The sequence below is a fragment of the Neobacillus ginsengisoli genome, assembly GCF_030813055.1.
Genome location: NZ_JAUSTW010000008.1, coordinates 1 through 18,019 on the forward strand (window position 1 = coordinate 1; position 18,019 = coordinate 18,019).

The 18,019-nt window shown below is 35.8% G+C and carries 12 protein-coding genes and 8 pseudogenes; 6 read left to right on the plus strand and 14 right to left on the minus strand.

From position 1 onward, the window contains the following. Positions 1–220: 220 nt before the first annotated feature. The 3 genes and pseudogenes from J2S10_RS20915 to J2S10_RS20925 form a co-directional block, all read right to left on the minus strand. Positions 221–781, minus strand: coding sequence for a class I SAM-dependent methyltransferase (locus J2S10_RS20915; RefSeq protein ID WP_307411898.1), 561 nt, complete (start codon positions 779–781; stop codon positions 221–223). A gap of 416 nt (positions 782–1,197) precedes the next feature. Then, positions 1,198–1,709 (minus strand): annotated as a pseudogene (locus tag J2S10_RS20920) (DinB family protein). Positions 1,710–2,195: 486 nt separating this feature from the next. After that, positions 2,196–2,360 (minus strand): annotated as a pseudogene (locus J2S10_RS20925) (IS110 family transposase); the annotation flags it as partial. Here J2S10_RS20925 and J2S10_RS20930 point away from each other — a divergent pair. The 4 pseudogenes from J2S10_RS20930 to J2S10_RS20945 all read left to right on the plus strand — a co-directional run. Then, positions 2,359–2,535: pseudogene (locus J2S10_RS20930) on the plus strand (DUF3189 family protein); the annotation flags it as partial. The pseudogenes J2S10_RS20925 and J2S10_RS20930 sit on opposite strands and share 2 nt — an antisense overlap. A gap of 197 nt (positions 2,536–2,732) precedes the next feature. Next, positions 2,733–3,529 (plus strand): annotated as a pseudogene (locus J2S10_RS20935) (polysaccharide deacetylase family protein). A 179-nt stretch (positions 3,530–3,708) separates the two neighbouring features. Next, positions 3,709–4,410, plus strand: a pseudogene (locus J2S10_RS20940) (polysaccharide deacetylase family protein); the annotation flags it as partial. Between the two features lie 221 nt (positions 4,411–4,631). Next, positions 4,632–5,521 (plus strand): annotated as a pseudogene (locus tag J2S10_RS20945) (transposase); the annotation flags it as partial. Between the two features lie 158 nt (positions 5,522–5,679). On the opposite strand, the gene J2S10_RS27515 reads toward J2S10_RS20945, so the two are convergent. Together J2S10_RS27515 and J2S10_RS20950 are read right to left on the minus strand one after the other, a co-directional pair. Further along, the gene (locus J2S10_RS27515; protein WP_370876259.1) at positions 5,680–5,814 is read right to left on the minus strand and encodes a PDDEXK family nuclease; all 135 of its coding nucleotides are present in this window, start codon (positions 5,812–5,814) and stop codon (positions 5,680–5,682) included. A gap of 22 nt (positions 5,815–5,836) precedes the next feature. Next, positions 5,837–7,102 (minus strand): ATP-binding protein, encoded by a 1,266-nt coding sequence (locus J2S10_RS20950; RefSeq protein WP_307411904.1) that lies wholly within the window; start codon positions 7,100–7,102, stop codon positions 5,837–5,839. Positions 7,103–7,170: 68 nt separating this feature from the next. On the opposite strand from J2S10_RS20950, the gene J2S10_RS20955 reads away from it, so the two are divergent. Then, a complete protein-coding gene (locus tag J2S10_RS20955; protein ID WP_307411907.1) occupies positions 7,171–7,296 on the plus strand; it encodes a hypothetical protein in 126 nt (41 codons plus the stop codon). A gap of 322 nt (positions 7,297–7,618) precedes the next feature. Here J2S10_RS20955 and J2S10_RS20960 read toward each other — a convergent pair whose 3' ends face one another. From J2S10_RS20960 to J2S10_RS20980, 5 genes and pseudogenes are all read right to left on the minus strand, one after another. After that, complete coding sequence (locus J2S10_RS20960; protein ID WP_307411910.1) at positions 7,619–8,434, minus strand: lytic transglycosylase domain-containing protein; 816 nt, start codon at positions 8,432–8,434, stop codon at positions 7,619–7,621. Between the two features lie 275 nt (positions 8,435–8,709). Then, positions 8,710–9,024, minus strand: a pseudogene (locus J2S10_RS20965) (Ger(x)C family spore germination protein); the annotation flags it as partial. A gap of 44 nt (positions 9,025–9,068) precedes the next feature. After that, a complete protein-coding gene (locus J2S10_RS20970; RefSeq protein ID WP_307411916.1) occupies positions 9,069–9,326 on the minus strand; it encodes a hypothetical protein in 258 nt (85 codons plus the stop codon). A 492-nt stretch (positions 9,327–9,818) separates the two neighbouring features. Further along, positions 9,819–10,007 (minus strand): annotated as a pseudogene (locus J2S10_RS20975) (MFS transporter); the annotation flags it as partial. Positions 10,008–10,197: 190 nt separating this feature from the next. Next, positions 10,198–11,289: a low temperature requirement protein A gene (locus tag J2S10_RS20980; RefSeq protein WP_307411919.1), complete on the minus strand. Its 1,092-nt coding sequence runs from the start codon at positions 11,287–11,289 to the stop codon at positions 10,198–10,200. Positions 11,290–11,559: 270 nt separating this feature from the next. Here J2S10_RS20980 and J2S10_RS20985 point away from each other — a divergent pair, with 270 nt between their 5' ends. Then, on the plus strand, positions 11,560–13,077 hold the full coding sequence (locus tag J2S10_RS20985; RefSeq protein ID WP_307411922.1) for an Ig-like domain-containing protein: 1,518 nt from the start codon (positions 11,560–11,562) through the stop codon (positions 13,075–13,077). A 221-nt stretch (positions 13,078–13,298) separates the two neighbouring features. On the opposite strand, the gene J2S10_RS20990 is transcribed toward J2S10_RS20985, so the two are convergent. From J2S10_RS20990 to J2S10_RS21005, 4 genes are all read right to left on the minus strand, one after another. Beyond that, the gene (locus J2S10_RS20990) at positions 13,299–13,436 is read right to left on the minus strand and encodes a hypothetical protein (RefSeq protein WP_307412465.1); all 138 of its coding nucleotides are present in this window, start codon (positions 13,434–13,436) and stop codon (positions 13,299–13,301) included. Between the two features lie 432 nt (positions 13,437–13,868). Next, positions 13,869–15,020, minus strand: coding sequence for a Ger(x)C family spore germination protein (locus J2S10_RS20995; protein ID WP_307411925.1), 1,152 nt, complete (start codon positions 15,018–15,020; stop codon positions 13,869–13,871). Beyond that, positions 15,021–16,433, minus strand: a complete 1,413-nt coding sequence (locus J2S10_RS21000; RefSeq protein WP_307411928.1) for a spore germination protein — start codon at positions 16,431–16,433, stop codon at positions 15,021–15,023. Next, positions 16,426–17,520 (minus strand): endospore germination permease, encoded by a 1,095-nt coding sequence (locus J2S10_RS21005; RefSeq protein ID WP_307411931.1) that lies wholly within the window; start codon positions 17,518–17,520, stop codon positions 16,426–16,428. The genes J2S10_RS21000 and J2S10_RS21005 overlap by 8 nt, the downstream gene beginning before the upstream one ends. Between the last annotated feature and the right edge of the window lie 499 nt (positions 17,521–18,019).

Consider the following 18,019-nt stretch of genomic DNA (forward strand, 5'->3'; position numbering starts at 1 on the left):
AAGAAACTGAGTTTAGATTGGTCTCTATACTCGTATCTTACTGAGGGGCTCTATTTTTTTCAAACCTGATATTTAACAATCTACAGGAATGCTATCCTTACTCCAATATTTAATATATCTTTAAATTAGTTCGAGGTTTTTGATTGTTTATTATGATCATCTTATTTTAAATCATGACATGATTGTAGTTAAACAAACGTAGAATGCACCGGCACCGAAATTACCGTTTCTGACAAAATATCGTTTGCCGCCCCTTTTGGTCATTTTCTTCAAAAAAGAGAACTGTCCAATCGCTAAATTCAGCTAACAACTCTTTTGGCTGCAGTTTATATTGATTAGATACTCCTTGGTCCTCGATCTGCGGTGACTGATGAAAGGTTTCCATGAAAAAATAACCACTCTCTTTGATGATGCTCTTAACAAGGGGAAAAAGCTTGCGATCAAGGTAATAAGTAATAACAACTAAGTGAAAAGATTGGTTTTGCCAATTAAGATTTTTCAATTCCGTCAGATCGCATACCCTAGGGTGGATTTTGAGATTATATTTTGAAGCCTGTTCTTGGAGATAATTGATAGCAACGTCAGAAATATCCGTCGCCTGGACTTGATAGTTCATCCGCGCAAGGAACAAACTGTTTCCTCCAAGACCACAAGCAAGATCAAGTGCGGTTCCTCCTTTAAGGTAAGCAGCCAGATTCTTTAATCTGGGATTCGGCGCCGGTTCCTGCAGCTGATCAATACGTTCTTTATGTTTCGTATTCCATTTCGTTCTAGTGTTCATTTGAAAATTCCTCCACGTAATAGTTCCTTCATCATACTCCATTCAAATTTTAGAGGAAAGAGTCGTTGAAGTATTGTCGTGATTATGCACCCAAAGGACCACTCTAACCTAAAAACTTTAAAGCCCACTCCAACTGCTAGCTGGAATGGGCTTTGTCATTGAAGATAGTTGTTACTACTAAGCTATTTTGACCAAAAATTTACGATACAAGATGTCCTCTTTTTGACAGCAAACATGTCCAATTACTGTTTTCAATCATTTCGGATAATTTTTATGACGGGTTAAAATGTCTAGTTTTTCTACTTTTTAGTTCAAAAAATAGCGTTGACATTTAAGTTGACCAAATTTGGGTGTTTCACTACACGATATGAACATTAATAATCGACTTGCTTCAATTGTTGAAAAGAACAAACATTTCACCTTTCGCTAAACCATTTACGCAGTTGATTAATATAAGCTTGATGATACCTATTATGGTCTGCTATATGCCAAATACCCCATTGGATTGTTGCTTCATTTCCATTTTCATATGCGACTGTTTGATTCAATTGTTTATCTGTTAACTGATAGCATAAAGATTTAACCAGCTCTATGACATCATCATATTCACTAATGAGTACATCCAGAGAAATCCCTTTAAGTTGAGGTAATTGGTTGTTTTCATCCAACATCGGTCCAAATTTCTCTTCAAGTCTAATGGCATTACCTCCCCCTTTATTCTAAACACCCAGTTTAGGTCCACATAAGCTAAATGCCTTAGTAATTGGGCTGTACTGTTGTATTTGTGGTTAAGACCTTTATAATATAATTCCTCTCGTGACATACCAGCAACAATAGATTTTAACCGTGTATAATTTCCGTCCACCATTGAGTAAAGCATTCCTACAACAGGATCCATATTAGGCTCACCTTTTAAATCTAAGATCATCCAATCACCCCTCAGCTCTTTTTACACCTTCAACCAATATTATACTTTGGATAGACAATATCTCGTTATTAAACTCCCTCAGTTTGATACGAATATCTCTTGAATGCTCACTTATTCGCAGGATTTCATACCCCTTGTAATTGGATTTACGGGTAATTGAAATGAGTTCAGATCATTTTGGCTTCGTGAAGGCATAGTTAAATAAAGGAGTTAGCTACCACTCCATATTTTACCATATAATGCACATCTCCACACCGCCCCTGGAGGCTTTCCCTCCCATGTCTCAACGGGTCAATTGCCCTCTCATTCCTTCGTCATGCCTTTCCAAGGGGTGGAGGCCAGTTATGCTAAACTGATGGGTCACAGTGCCCTTTTGTTCAATAAACCTGGTACTCCGTACATATTTGAAATCCTACGAATAAGACAACATTCAAAATTAAAGTTAACTATTTAAATGATACTTTTTATATAACTAAAGTTTTATTTCTATGCTGCTAAAGGGATTAATACTTGAACTTTATTTGGACAATAAGACTTGTTTCGTCGTGCTATTCCTACAAAAATCCTTGCTAGTTTACCTATCAGCTTCATAATTGATTTCATTTTCTTGATCTTCTTTACCTTCACATTATGGGAATGGAGGGCTTTAAACAATACTTCACCAACTGTTCCGCCTGCTATGACACTAGGAGGTTTTTTCTCGAGGGGAATAAAAATTGATTTCATTGGTGTACCTTTATTAGTAAAAGGTGCAAAACAGTGCAGTGATAATATTTTTAGGTTGGTAGAAAATACAAAAGAGATTGGGAGAACCAATTTCATATGATCCACCGCAATTTTCACCCAGGCAACAATATGTTCAACACTGTAGTATCACACAGAATCCTGTGTAAATGAATGCTGCGAACAACATACGATGTGCGGCAACTACACCCTGCCAATCACGTCATAACATATTTTTCTTTAATATTTTTCATCATGACTAATAAACTAAGTCTATTGTATGAATTAGGAGTGTATCCAATGAAAAAAATGTTGTTCTATACCGTTCTTTTATTGATTCCTTTATACTCCTATCAAATAAATGCGTATGCATCCACTAAAAGTCGGGAGGAATATGAAAAACTGGGCATGTTATTTGGGATATAAGAACAAAGGAAAAATTAGTTGCTATTACTTTTGATGATGGACCTCATCCGGTTTTTACACCAAAAATACTTGATATATTAGCTAAATTTGATGCTAAAGCCACCTTTTTTGTAGCAGGTAATAAAGTAATAAGATTTCCTGATATTATAAAACGGGAAGTAAAAGAAGGTCACGAAATTGCCAATCATACTTTTAATCATATTTATAGTGGAAATATAACATCAGCAAAACTAATATCAGAATTAGAAGAAACAGATAAAATTATTCAGAAGTTCGCTGGTTTTAAACCGTCTCTCTATCGTCCAGTAGGGGGACTTTAAAATGATTTAATTATTAGTACAGCTATAAAAAACGGAAAAGAAGTCGTATTATGGAATTATGATCCTCGGGATTGGACAAATCCTCCGGCAAGTCAAATTTGCAATTATATAACAAAAGGAGTAAAGCCAGGTAATATTATTCTATTTCATGATTGGCACGGCAGTGAATTCACTAAGACTTGCCAAACAGTTCCAGCATTAAATGCTATTTTGGAATTTTTATACAAAAATAAGTATAAATGTGTAACGGTATCTGAATTGCTCTACCGCTCGACACAAATAATTCCAGACTCTTTTGAAATTTATCCTTCAAAGAAAGATAAAACGTCTCACATTGATTTAATGTTTTAAATACATTTTTTTCTCCTAATAATACAAGTAAATAAAACCCTTTAGACCTTGTGTGGTTTAAAGGCTTTTTTATTGGATATTAACTGTTGTCACCAAATTACAACATAGAGCCGCGAATAATTGAGCAAATTATTAATAACCCAAAACTCTTTATCAAGAAATGGAGGAAAATAAAGGTTATGAAACGGATATGTTTACTAATTATACTTATCTGTTCCTGTTTTATCACCCATACAAATGCCTCTACTGACATGATAAGGAGAAAGGAAGTAGAGCCAACCGGACAAGTAGTTTGGGAAGTTCATACATCGAAAAAAATAATCGCTTTGACGTTTGATGATGGACCTAATCCTAAATATACACCACAAGTACTTGAACTCTTAAAGCAATATGATGCACATGCAACCTTTTTCCAAATTGGATTCAGAATGGAGCGATATCCTCAGATTGTCCAACAAGTAGTTCAAGCCGGTCATGAATTGGGTAATCATTCAATGACACACCAGTATGAAAATAAAGCTGGAGTTAAAAGTATGGGCATAGAAATGATTATGGCTGATCGTATTATACAAAAATATCTACCAAACCATCTTAAGTTATTCCGACCACCCGGAGGATATATAGACACTTCCTTACTACATGAAGCAAAACAGCTTGGATATAAAGTTGTGCTTTGGTCTTATCATCAGGATACAAAGGATTGGTCCTTACCAGGAACACAAGTAATAGCCAATCATATTATTCGTCATGCAAGGAGTGGTGATATTGTCCTCTTGCATGATGGCGGAGGAGACCGAAGTCAAACCATTCAAGCTTTAAAATCGATTCTTCCTACCTTAAAACAACAGGGGTATCAATTTGTAAGTGTATCAGAATTACTACATTTACTTGATTTTTTCGCTGCATGGATGACTAAAGGGTGCTATAGTTACATTTTCTCCTCCATAATTACGGCTAAAATATATAGTGGTTTATTCAATTAAAGGGCGCTTTTATGGAGTAACGAAAAAGCCCAATTTCTCAAATGCTGAGAAATTGGGCTTTTTATTTTGGAATTTCCTTAACGTTGTAAATTCGCGTTTTGCTGGTGGTACCCCCTTTCGGAGTATCATCATTACATGCAGACTCAAACCCACATTACGGAACTGGGAAAGGTACAACCATTTATCGATTTACAAGTGATCAGTTCTCTTCTTTTTATGCAAAAGTAATTAATACTAATGCAAGGGATGCTGTACATGTAATAGATGGATTATTACATCATGAATCTGACCTTTCAATTGAAGAGCATTACACTGATACCGCCGGTTATACGGATCAAGTTTTCGGATTAAGTAATTTGTTAGGATTCCGTTTCGCACCAAGGCTAAGAGATATAAGTGACGCAAAATTATACACCATTTCTTCTCCTAATGATTCTCCGAACATAAATGCATACTTCGAGTTAAGATAAACACAAACATTATTAAAGAGAATTTTGATGATGTATTAAGGCTGGCACATTCAATTCGAGAAGGAAGAGTTTCTGGATCATTAATTATGGGGAAATTAGGTTCATATGCAAGACAAAACAAAATTGCCACATCTCTTCGAGAAATTGGGAGAATTGAAAAAACAATCTTTATTCTTGACTATATAACAAATGAAACATTAAGGAGTAGGATAAATCGTGGGCTAAATAAAGGAGAAGCCATGAATTGATTGGCTAGAGCTTTATTTTTTGGTAAACGTGGTGAATTTAGAGAGAGTGGCATACAAGATCAACTACAAAGAGCTAGTGCACTGAATATATTAATCAATGCTATAAGCGTATGGAATTCTGTGTATTTGAGTGAAGTGACACAGGAATTTAAGAAAAATGATGTCCTAAAAGAAGAATTTCTTCCACATATTTCACCATTAGGATGGGAACATATTAATTTTCTTGGAGAATATAAATTTGATTCAAATAGATTACCAGCTAATTCACTAAGACCCTTAAATAAAAATTAATTTTTAACATAAGCCAAATTCCTAAACGTATAGGTATTTGGCTTTTTTCGTGTCGTATTTTGCTTAGCGTACAAAATTTCCGAAATGTTGGCTGTACCCCTATTATAGAAATATGTTCTTTAAATCGATGATAAAGTCTTCAAAAATACTTACTTCTATTAGATCTTTCCCTTTACATATAACTCTTGAAGTTGATAATATCCACTTTCCTTAAAGATAAACACTTCAACTGTCTCAGTACGGTTATCTACAATCCAATACCCTTTAACTCCTGTCGGTTCATATACATTTATTTTTAGCTAACGCTCATGTTTGTCAGTTAATGGCGATGATATTTTTACAATTATGGAGAGGGAACCGAATGGTAAACGTGGTTCCTTTTCCTTTTTGGCTTTGGACGGTGATTTTTCCATGAAGCGAGTCGATAATGCGATAGCTCACCATGAGTCCTATGCCGGTTCCTTTTTCTTTCAGAGAATAAAATGGTTGTCCAAGACGTTTCACTTCGTCTTCATTCATCCCCACTCCCTCATCTTGGATTTGGATCATCACATGCTGTGACTCCTGTTTCACGCAAATGGAAACCGCACCACCTTGAGGCATCGCTTCGATGCCATTTTTGATGATATTGAGGAAGGCTTGTTTCATTTTTTGGGGATGACCCAATATCGCACACTCTTGCTCCGGAAGTCGGAAGTCTATGCTTACTTTTCGTTCTAAAGCATAGGAGTAGAGAATCTCGACGACTGTTTGTATTTTTTGGCAAACATCGACGGACTCTTGCATATCCGCTTCTGGCTTGGCAAGAGAAAGATATTCGGTAATGACGTCATTCGTTCGATCCACTTCTTCTATACAAATTTGTACATACCTTTTATACTTCTCTGAAATTGGCGATTGTAGAAGTAACTGGAGAAATCCTCGATTGGTCTGCATGGGATTTCGAACTTCATGAGCAAAGGAACTGGCCAATTCTCCGAGTATCTTATATTTTTCCGCCTGTTGAGCTTCCATGTGTAACTGGGCATTTTCCCTTAAGGTTTCAATCAAAGAGACGGTTACGATGGTGGCAACACATATCGTTAAAATTTCCTGAAGTGTCTGGTTAAAAAAATCCATCTCAAAATCCACGAGGATGTAGATCAAGGACATCCCCGATGTTATCATCCAAGTCAGTTTCATTCGACCTGCTCGATCCTGTTTGATGAAACGTGGATATGCTAAAAAAAACATGGGTAAGAAGAAAAGGACTTGGTATGCCGTTGAATAAAAACCTGCCCCCCCGAAATACCAACGATACAACAATAAGATGATCGTGAGAACAATGCCTGTTGCGTATCCACCTCCATAAAATATACCTATCATAAGAGCTACAAACCGTAGGTCATTTCGCTCGTTTACATCCGAATAGATCGGGAAGGACATGCACAATACTAACGTAATCGTTGCCAAGAAACTGAAAATTAATTTTTGACGTTTCGTTTCGATGAATTGATGACGATTGGTTAAATACATAGAATAAAAAAAGACAGGGATCAAAATAATCATTACTTGTAAAAGCAAGTTTTTAATATGTTCCATACAGTTTACCTCATTGTTAAGCTCATTCTAGTATAAAAGGAAATCGAATAAAAAAACAGGAGAAAAAAATGGGTTCTGGTGCAAAAAACTCAAAACAATCGCAATTAATCTCAAAGCTTGGACATACTGATACTATTACTCTAAAAAAGTGGTATGACCAGTATGGGGTCCTGACGGCATTTCGCGGATTTTAAACGCTAAGACAAATAATGTAAATTGGTTCGCCCAAAAACGTTGAAAGGACGATGTTTTGGGGAATTGTTTTTGGTTCGGCTTTTGGATATAAGAAAATTAGCCAAAGAACCAATAGGAAACTGCTCTACGATAATCACCAAAAACGTTCGTTATTGGTCAAAACAGCCCTTAGCGTAAGAAAATTTGGGTTTTACCTTCCAGAAAATGTCTTAGCGTATAATATATGCGTTTTGCCGTCAAGACCCCTTATAGGTATCTTGAAAAGTAATAAGTCTTTGTTAACGAAGGGGTGGGAAGGAAATGGCATCAAGAGGGAAAGAGCTACATATCACTAGGTGAAACCGGCTTTCCTAAATATTTTAGGGTATCTGTTCTGGTAGAATTTAATGGACCTAAATCTACTCCTACTTGGGCAAAAGCCCAATGAACGAAACTTGAACAATCAAAACGGCCTCTGGTAATGTCGCTTTGTTCTCTTCCCCCACCAAAAACATAAACAGAATTTCCAATCCATTTATAACCTACATCTATAACTTTTACACCTGTGTTGCCTTCACCACTGCCTGTTTTAACTTCAACATATCCTTTCACATACCGATCTGCAAAACCGAGCACTTTTTCTACATACCAATCCGCATGATTATAGGCAAATACCGCATCCCTTATACGGCCTTCAGCTGCACCATTAGCCCTTAAATAGTTGGCTGCAGAATAAATCGCGTCTTCAATATCCCATGGGTCCGCTTTTCCGTCACCATTTGCATCAACACCGTAACCGCCATATTTTTTGATCATGGCCGGATCAGTCAAAATGTTGTTTGGGATATAAGCATTTCCTAAACGATACCCGCCAGGATAACTCCAACCAAGCCAAGTTAAAGGCATAAACTGAAAATGTCCGATTGCCCCAACCGGAGAAACCATAGTTTGCAAGGTTGAGAATCTAGATTCTACACGATGTTCAGCCGCAAGTAAATTCCACGGGACACCATATTTTTCTTGAGCAGCTTTATAGATTGGTATATATTGAGCTGGAATTTCATTCGCTCCAAATTCTGAAATGTCTCCCCCATAATACCCTTTGCCTGGTTGAGTTTCTTCCTTCCCTCCAGCTGAGGATAGGACAACGAAAGCCATAATAACGATACCAGCAAGCTCAGTAGGTCTTCTTCAATTATCTGGCCCTTATCTACTGTATCAGCTCAAAAAAGTTGAAAGAATGCACCTTTTATCGTTGATTACATGTAGTCATAGATACACGTATTAAGGGCTTGACTTGATCCCCTGTGGGTATAATTGATTGATCCTGAAGGCTGTAGAGTTTTTCTATCAGGCAACGAGCCTATCTATCACACCTACCGCGCTTTCGCTTACTGTCCTTGAAGTTTAGTCTGGAAGAAGTACACTTCACACTAAACTTCAAGGTTGTTTCTTTCTCCTGTTACCCAAGTCCATTTTCCCATACCTTTGAATACGTTGAATACTATAAAAAATAACTGTATATAATGTTTCCACAAAGTCAACAAATTTTGAATGTTATCTTCTGTTCCGAACAGCAGTATATTGTACCGCAGTAATGGAGTCTGACGAATATATTCGATCGTATCCTTCATTTTGTTTTTCATCACATTCTTGCTTAGGATAATGGCTTGAGAATGCCCCAAATCAAGTGGATATGCTGCATGTTGCATTAAATAACTCATCGTAATGGGTATGCTCAAGCCTTTTGCGACCCCGACTAAAAATGGGTTCTTCTATTAATACTGCCCCTTCAAAGGACATAGGAAAGAAATGGATGAAGCTGAAACATCAAGGAAAAAACATTTTTGTTTTCTATTCGCTTGTAAACCATATAGACAAGAACGGTCCATAACAATAAAGGGATCAGCGTGCCGATTGCGCATATCCAAGAATCCCGTCCGGATGCCGCCAATAGTAATGGATGGAGCAACACATGGACCATGAATCCGATCGACAAAATCAGTAAAATATAGATATGTACAGGTTCAATCATTGCCTTATTCAACACTGTCACCTGCCTCGTTATGAAATCAACGACAATTAATAGAAAATTATATACTCATAGTTTGACCGTTTTTATAAATATTATTTTAGTTTTATTTTAAACTGGATTAACCAGAGAAGCGTTGGGCTTATCGATCATGGTTCCCTGAAAAAGGAAGGCACCTTTTCTGGTTCCTTCCTATCATCGCCTAAGTATTTTTTCCGCCCATCCTTAAGCCATTTGGCTACGGCAGGAGTTGACTGTACTGCGGCAATTACTATATTTCATTCAAGCACCCTTTAGTGTAACAAGGAATTTATGTTGATAATTTCTAAAATGGAATTCAATTTGACAAGATGAATAGCATAGTGATTTATTCATACGAAGCGTATCGGTAAAACCCTGTGTAAGACAATAACTTTCGGGGATAGGACGATAACAAAATGAAAATGTATGTATATAGAAAAGATGGGCGTCGAAAGCTTGATGGAAAATGTAATTGGAAAAGCCTTTATTAATAATCAATTGCCCCAAACCAAGGCCTAATAGGCATGTAGTTAAACTAATTTGTACTAAAGAAGCTGTAGTATGATATTCTTTTACAATAGTAGGAAATGAAGGCAATTACATATCGATAGTAAAAGGTCCTAAAAGTCCAAGTGAACCTAAAAGTAAAGCAAGCTGTAATCGTTTCTTTCCACTTAATTTATTTAAATTCCCCTAGCCTTTCTATTAAAACAGTCATCATCCTATGGTACCTGTTTTATCTTCACTTTTATAGTGTTAAATATTTGGCTTTCCATCTAAGTGTTATGGTCATTCCATGTGCGCCAAACGATATTAGTATACATGCAAGAAAGAAGCATGATCATCTATTCTACCCGTAAGTAGCAAATTAAGTGGTTGTTAATTTAGCATAGATGATAAAAAACAGGGTTAATTCCCCCATTATGACAATGTTTGAAACGACCGTAATCAAATTAATAATAAAAAAGACTGCTAAAATACCTAAAAATAAACCTAAATGATAAATTTTCAACCGATGGTGCTCATGTCTATATTGGTGGAAAACAAAAGTAGTTGCAAGGAAATAGAGCAATACAGAACCAAAAACAAAATATAGGATAAATGAATAATGGACTTCATGTAAACACAACAGTTTTATCGATGCTGCAATCATACTCAAAGACATTAAAATAAACAGATGGCCGTAAATAATAGTTTGTCCAGCTGTTTGGATCGATTTGTCTACTTTCTTTTCCATATTATCGAAATACTGCCACCACATCGATAGAATAAGGACAAATGAAATGATTGAAAATGAGATTAAATACCAATCTCCTTTTTGTGGTTGTATTACTGTAAGAGTGCTGACAACAGATTCTCCAAACAGGATTAATGTCAATAAAGCAAATCGTTCTAATAAATGAGCTGTATTTGTCGGAGCTTTCACCAAATACTTTCGCCCGAAAATGGGCACAAAAATATCGACAAAAATACCTGCATATAACACAGCATATCGGATCCACGAATCAAAAAAGAGAGAGAAAGATGAGAGAATGATACCGATCCAAAAACGTGTCCCCAAATAGTGAGCTGTTTTTCTTCTATCTCCTTCTTCTGAACGCTGCACAACAAGATATTGAATCGCGGTCAGTACTCTTAATCCGATATAGCCAATAAAAAATGGAAGATAGTAACGATCAAAATCAACCGATAAGCTGGCCGTCATAATAAGGACAAAAAACATTTGCAGAATCGTAAATATACGTTGATGCAATAAGTCTTGGCCAAATCGATTATTAAACATGGTTTGCCCCACCCATGCCCACCAGATAGGGATAAAAATTAAAACAAACTTAAATAAATATTCTAGAGGAATATAGCCTTCTTCTACATGAAGTAAAATACGAGTCACAGTCGTAACAGCTGCCACAATTAGTAAATCATAAAAGAGCTCTAACCACGTTACTTTCTTTTCTTCCATTTCTGCACTCCTCCTATCTTCTAATAGATTATATTAAGCTTTTATCATTCTGGAATAGAAATAAGGTGTTATATGAGTCAATCAGCCGCACAATAGCATTCTTTTATAATAGTATTATAGTAAAACAGGTACCTATTATGGTAAAATCTACTATATAAATATAGAATAAAAGCTAAGGAGAATGAAAGAATAAAATCATTCATACTAAGAGCAGGATTATTTACTGGTTTAATAGTCCTGGGGTGGTCACATGAACAAGCTTCTGCGGAGATGACCTTTCCATCCAAATGCACATCATATGGTGAAATTAAACAAAATCAAAATCCTTCACTTCAGCAGATGAACTGTTTACTGACAAATGCTGCATTGGAAGCAAACATTCCTCCCGAAGTTGTTAAAGCTGTTGCTACACAAGAAAATGGTAGTTGGAAACAATTTACCGATAATGGACAGCCTACTATTTCTTCAGATGGCGGGATAGGGGTCATGCAAATTACAAATCAATCAAGCTATGACCAAGAGAAATTAAAGAATGATATTTACTACAATATTCAAGCCGGTGTTGACATTCTTAACAACATGTACAATCGTACAGACCTTCCGAAAATAAAAGGCGCAGGACGAGACGTAATTGAAAATTGGTACTTTCCAATTATGGCTTATAACGGCACCAAACCGGTAAATAGTCCCCTTATTCAGGCTAATGGAAGTAAAAATACGAACGCTTATCAAGAAAAAGTCTTTGCCCATATTGAAAATGATAGCTATTTAACAGATACAAAATTAGCACAGTTCCCTTTCCATACAACTGATTTTGTTTATAACCCCACCAGCGACCAAAATATTATTTTCAATAAGTTGGAATATACCATTACTGACCAGATGCATGCTTCTGCCTATCTTTTTAAAACGGGAAACAAGGTAGTAGTAACGATGGATGGTGTAAATTTGCGTTCAACACCTGACATTAAATCAGCAAATTCTTTAGGGAAAAATACTCCTCTAATCATTGACGGAGATTTTGTATATGACCAGTCTACCGGTAATCGCTTTGTCTGGTACCCAGTCAAAACGGCTGATCAAAAATTATCAGGTTATATTTCCTCTGCTTATATTATTAATAAGTTAGATGCACCTGTAGTTAACCCAGTGGATGAAAATGATGTATCTTTATCTGGCAAAGCTCCTTTTGCAAATGTAATGATACAAATAATGAACGGAACATTGCCTGTTGGCAGTACAGTGGCTGATGCAACCGGAAACTTCAAGGCAGAAATTCCTACTCAAAAGGTAGGGACTAACCTAACTGTAACCTATAAGGATAAACTGAATGAGTTAAGTCCAGCAACTGTAACTGTTGTAAAAGGGGTATTAAATGGTTGGGTAACACAAAATGGTAAACGCTATTACTATATCAATGATGTAAAACAAACTGGTTGGATAGTAATTAGTGGGATGAAGTATTATTTAGATAATACTGGTGCAATGAAAACTGGCTGGTTGCTATATAATGGTAAATGGTACTTCTTCAATAAAAATACTGGTGTAATGACTACTGGTTGGGTTCTTGATGGTAAATGGTACTATCTAGATAGCACAGGTGTTATGAAAACTGGTTGGTTGTCTTACAATAAAAACTGGTATTTCTTAACTAATGACGGTTCCATGGCTACTGGTTGGGTTTTAACAGGTGGTAAGTGGTATTACCTATATAGCAATGGTATCATGGCGCATGACACTAAGATTGGTTCTTATAGATTAGGTCATGATGGTGCTTGGATTAGATAAATTTTGATTGGAATGAGAGTGGCTAATTAGTCGCTCTTTTTTATATTGCCTTCGTTATAGAACAAATCTAATTTTCATATTAAACTGATTCTACTAAGCTATTTTGTCCAAAAGTTGACGATACCAGAAGTCCTTTTTTTGGCGGCAAACATGTCCTATTGCGTTTACGACTAATTAAAAACGCTTTATCCGATTTTTCAAATCCAATACGGGAATAATATTCAAATGCACTTGGAGCCGATACCATAGGAGAAGTCGACCAGTTCATTGATCCTTCGCAAAAGATTATCCTTCGGAACGATTAATTTATAAAGGTCCATATAAGGACTGAATATCATTGATTGTTGTTTTTGAATCATCGTACCCACCTGCCTGAAATAGATACCTTAATTATAGAACAAAAAAAGGCAGAAGCCCTCAATGGTATGAGAGTTCTACCTTTAATTGTTTTTAAGGACTTTTTCAGTGCCCTCTATTTTCGGAAGGGATTTTTCTCGTTCTTATTTAAAATTTCCTATAAAAATTGATGATGATGCGCTGGTGCCAGGAAGAAGTTGAAGAAGTTGCGACACTTGCCTGCTAGGGTCATATTGATCCTGTAATACATATGGATTATACTCGAACTGAATTTGTGGCATTTGAAAATTTCCATACGGATAAATCTAGGCATCTCTCCTTATGGTTTAATATCCAATAAAATATGTAGACATATTCAGTATGAAACGGCAAGTGGTCAGAAAGTACCTTTTAAATATTGGAGTTTATTAGCGCGTGACCCTCAATCCCCTTTTTTAAAATAGCAGATGGATCCCGGAATTAATTTTGTTTATGCTTTTTAGTGGTACTATTTTTACATGTATGTCAGTTTTATTTAAACTGGGGAAATTCGCACTTTTTTGATACTTCCTCCAGTCATCGTGCATAAATCGATACATATAGTCCTCAAATTGATATATATCTCCACCGATTTTTTGGCTTTTTAAATAAACTCCATATACCTTATTTCTTATTTTATCTTGTATCTGTCTCTTAATTTTTGGGGAGAGAATCTCATGGTCGGATTCTCTAACAATTGCTGAAACTATTATATCTAATCCGATTTGTACATCGTTTTGGTCTTTATTAAAAACCCTTTTGACCTTCGGTTTCAATAACTCGATTTGAACAAGTTCCTCTTTTCCTGCTTTCCTCTCACTTACGATTACTGGTGAGCGAACCGATTGATTATTAATACGTATAAAACCTTCAAGCTCATTTCTCGTTAATTGCCCCTTTAGTTTTCCTCCCTTTAAAAGATACGCACCATTAAAAGTAGTAACTGGCAATTTTTTTAGATCCTTTTTCATGATTTCATCGTTGATTTTTATACCTGGCAATATTATGGTTTTTGTTTTTTCATTAAATTGATAAATAAGATCTTGCAACGAAATAGCAGGAATTGATGAATCTTGTTCCTGCATGTATTCAGGATGATTAATTCGAGCATTAGAGTATGCATAATTAAACGGAACTTTCGTTGTAAAAATTTCTTCAAGAGGTTCCTCTGTCCCGTAGGTCAAACCTGTTAAACGAATATTGAAATTCGTATCTAAAGCCTTTAGCGTTCTTTCTAATCTACTTTCCAATAAAGACTTTCCAAAAACGAACAAACCTATCTGGTCATAATTCACTGGAATTTGTATGCCATGATAGATTTTATTTATCGCTTCTTCTATCGTTTTCCCTTTTCCAGTTCCTATCCAAACCGGACTAGGCTGATCACTTTTCCCTTGCTCTGTTTTAGCTACATTCGAGAAGTCTAAGAACTGTAGCACGACATGATATTCATTATTTTTATAATCAATTCCCAACCCCACCGCATATGCTACGAATTGAATCTCATTCACTTTCGTACAACCCGTTAACAAAGGCAATATATAGATTATGATTAGTAGTCTTCTCATTTATTCACCTGTTCTTGACCTATCTTTAATTTGTAAAGAGGCAATCCGTTTTTTCATGAATGAAAAAGGGATACGGAAAAAAGTGAAAAGGATATCTTTCCCCTCTGGTGAAGAGATATCTGCTAATAAAGGAACACCAAATGACTTTAACTTCGTTAAAAAGAGAAATACGAACATCAGACTTATGATAAAACCAAAAATCCCCATAAAATAGCTTAAAAATAGAACAAACACTCTTATAAAAAAAATATTACCTGTTAAAGACTGATTGACCAGCGTAAAGCTAGAAATGGCTGTTATACCAATGACAACGAGCGTAGTCGGGGATGTAATACCCCCTCGAATAGCCGCGTCACCGATGATCAAACCACCAATAACGGCAACCGTTTGTCCTATTCCTTTAGGAAGACGTGCGCCGCCTTCTTTAAATAGCTCAAACATAACGAGCATTAGGAAGATCTCTATAAGCGGTGAGAATGGCAATCCTATTCTAGAAACTGTAATCGTTGCAATAAGTGGAAGAGGTAATTGTCCTACATTATGTGTGATTAAAGCCGCATAAAAACCTGGCAGAAAAGTTGTTGTAAACAGACCTAATATACGCAAGGTTCTTTCTAACGATGCAAAATAAAAACTTGTGTTATCATCTTCAGGCGTCTTAAATAGAAAAGAAAGATTTGTCGGTGCAATCAATACGGTTGGAGATCCATCTACTACAATGGCAAACCTCCCTTGATTGATCGATTCTGTTACGAAATCAGCTCGTCCTGTATAGTTTATTTCTGGAATAAGCGTGAATTTATTCTCTATTAAATGTTCGATTAGCATAGAAGTACTTGTTACTATATCAATGTCTAAAGCTTTCAGCCTCCCCTGTATATCTCTCAGGATCTGTTCGTTAATGATATCTTTTATATAAAGAAGGGAAATCCTTGTATTGGTTCTTTTGCCGATGGTGTAATCTTCAATAACCAAAGAGGAGGTTCTTAACCTTTTACGGATTAAACCTAGATTGGTTGTGATATCCTCCACAAATCCATCCTTCGGGCCTCGAATCGATACTTCTGCTACAGACTCGTCAGGCTGTCTCGATGGAGATTTACTGATATTATAAAAATAAACCTTTTCTCCGGCAGGTATTACCATTAGTTTCCCCGCGAAAATAGCTTCCTCTATTTTTTCAGCATTGATGTTCTTTTTATTTATAACCTCCATCTGCAAAGATTGATAAATGGAGCTGGGGGTTTCGCAGGACGACAGTATAAATGAGGGAATCAGACTAGTATCCGTTAAGGGTTTACAATATACAAAGATGGAAGGATGGTCCGCAGTTTTATCCGTTTTTATTTCAATATCAGACGAATGGTTGAAAAGCTTCTGCAGTTTTTCAATCGAGAAAAGATGTTCATTCATGATTCAATCCTGCCTCCCCTGACCACTTCTGTTTATTCTTCACAATAAAAAACGCTAAGATGACAATTTGGAAAGTTAATAAAAAGAAAGAGGAAGGTCTGAAATATCCATAGATCAAGGTAGCCAAAGCGCTTTGGTCAAATGGATAGATGCAAGCAATAAAAAGGATAGTGTATATAATCCTTACTACTTTTATATTAGTAATGCCTTTTGTCAGAATTTTGCATGAGATAAATACGAATAAACTAATTCTTATCACCCCACCTGAAATCCACTGATAAATCGCAAAAAAATCGGTATGTGAAAAATATCTTCCAATCGATATTAAGCGCCACTGTTCAAAAGCAGGGTATCGATATTTAGAGGCCTGGTCAGGTCCAAACTCGACAATCGCCCCAATCGTAGGTCCTATCATTAATCCTAGGATAACAAGCCCAACAATGAATAATTGCTTTCTTGAAACAGTCTTTTTTAGAACGGGAGTTAAAAAAATGATGATAAATAACTCTAAAATTGGTAAAGAGGTATATAAAAGACCCTTTATGATTGGTAAGTACCCGTCGATAAAAACAGGGAATAATAGTTCAAAATGCTTTTTCTTAACATTGGCAAAAGCAATAAAAAATCCTAATAAAAGAACGAAAGGACAAAGAATGCTGCTTAAGAGCCCAATGGAAAACAAGCCAGACTCGGTACAAAACAAACAGAAAATAAGCAGAACAAGGGCCAGGGTAAAACTGTTAAACCCTTGCATATAGCTCAATTGTGACCAATAAATAATTTCCTTTGCCGTCGCAAAAGCATCAAACAGCATATAGAAGGCTAATGGTAAAAGAAGGCTGTAATAACAAAGTAGGCTCCCATGATCCTTTATTAGCTGGATAATGGAATGCTTGTTTAGGATGGCAACAATTTTGTAAAGAACATAAATCCATAAAGGTAGAATGAAGACCGTTAACAAAATACTAATCCAAGCATCTCTTTTTGCTGTGCTTAACAGGATAGGAATAATCTCAACATGGGCAAAAAGGCCTGTGGATAGTAAAATTATGTAAAAGACCGAAATGAACCTTAAAGTATTATGCATTTTTTCATTTCCTTTTTTCCATATTATTCATCCTGTTTCCTTATCCTATTCGGAGATATTTATTATTTAGTTTTGAACACTAATAAATGAGGTTCTATCTTAATAAAAGTCTCCCTTTAACCTGAAAATAAACACAACCTTTCCTCGTTTGTTATATTGTAATTCTCGTTTCTTCAATCTCAAGTGTCTGGTAAGATATTAAAAAAACGCCAAATGGCGTTTTACAATATTTATTATATGGTTCTCCGATTATCTACAAGTATTGAATTTGTATTCTATTTGAGATTATTAACCTTTTCCCATTAATTAACTACATAATTTTGTAAAATAAGTACGATTACTCCCGTCATATGGGAGGTAGTTTGACAAGATTTTAGGTTTGCACCAGAACCTCTTGTTTTCCTTCAGCGTAAGATGATTGAACTCATTTGATCCTACTAGGATTACATTTATCCTAAATAGATTCATTATATTGCTCACAATCCCCATCTTAAGATAG

Excerpts from the sequence above, each read along its gene's own strand:
- J2S10_RS20915 (WP_307411898.1), bottom strand. The coding sequence starts at position 781 with ATGAACACTAGAACGAAATGGAATACGAAACATAAAGAACGTATTGAT.
- J2S10_RS20950 (WP_307411904.1), bottom strand. The coding sequence starts at position 7,102 with ATGGAACATATTAAAAACTTGCTTTTACAAGTAATGATTATTTTGATC.
- J2S10_RS20955 (WP_307411907.1), top strand. The coding sequence starts at position 7,171 with ATGGGTTCTGGTGCAAAAAACTCAAAACAATCGCAATTAATCTCAAAG.
- J2S10_RS20960 (WP_307411910.1), bottom strand. The coding sequence starts at position 8,434 with ATGGCTTTCGTTGTCCTATCCTCAGCTGGAGGGAAGGAAGAAACTCAA.
- J2S10_RS20980 (WP_307411919.1), bottom strand. The coding sequence starts at position 11,289 with ATGGAAGAAAAGAAAGTAACGTGGTTAGAGCTCTTTTATGATTTACTA.
- J2S10_RS20985 (WP_307411922.1), top strand. The coding sequence starts at position 11,560 with ATGACCTTTCCATCCAAATGCACATCATATGGTGAAATTAAACAAAAT.
- J2S10_RS20990 (WP_307412465.1), bottom strand. The coding sequence starts at position 13,436 with ATGATTCAAAAACAACAATCAATGATATTCAGTCCTTATATGGACCTT.
- J2S10_RS20995 (WP_307411925.1), bottom strand. The coding sequence starts at position 15,020 with ATGAGAAGACTACTAATCATAATCTATATATTGCCTTTGTTAACGGGT.
- J2S10_RS21000 (WP_307411928.1), bottom strand. The coding sequence starts at position 16,433 with ATGAATGAACATCTTTTCTCGATTGAAAAACTGCAGAAGCTTTTCAAC.
- J2S10_RS21005 (WP_307411931.1), bottom strand. The coding sequence starts at position 17,520 with ATGCATAATACTTTAAGGTTCATTTCGGTCTTTTACATAATTTTACTA.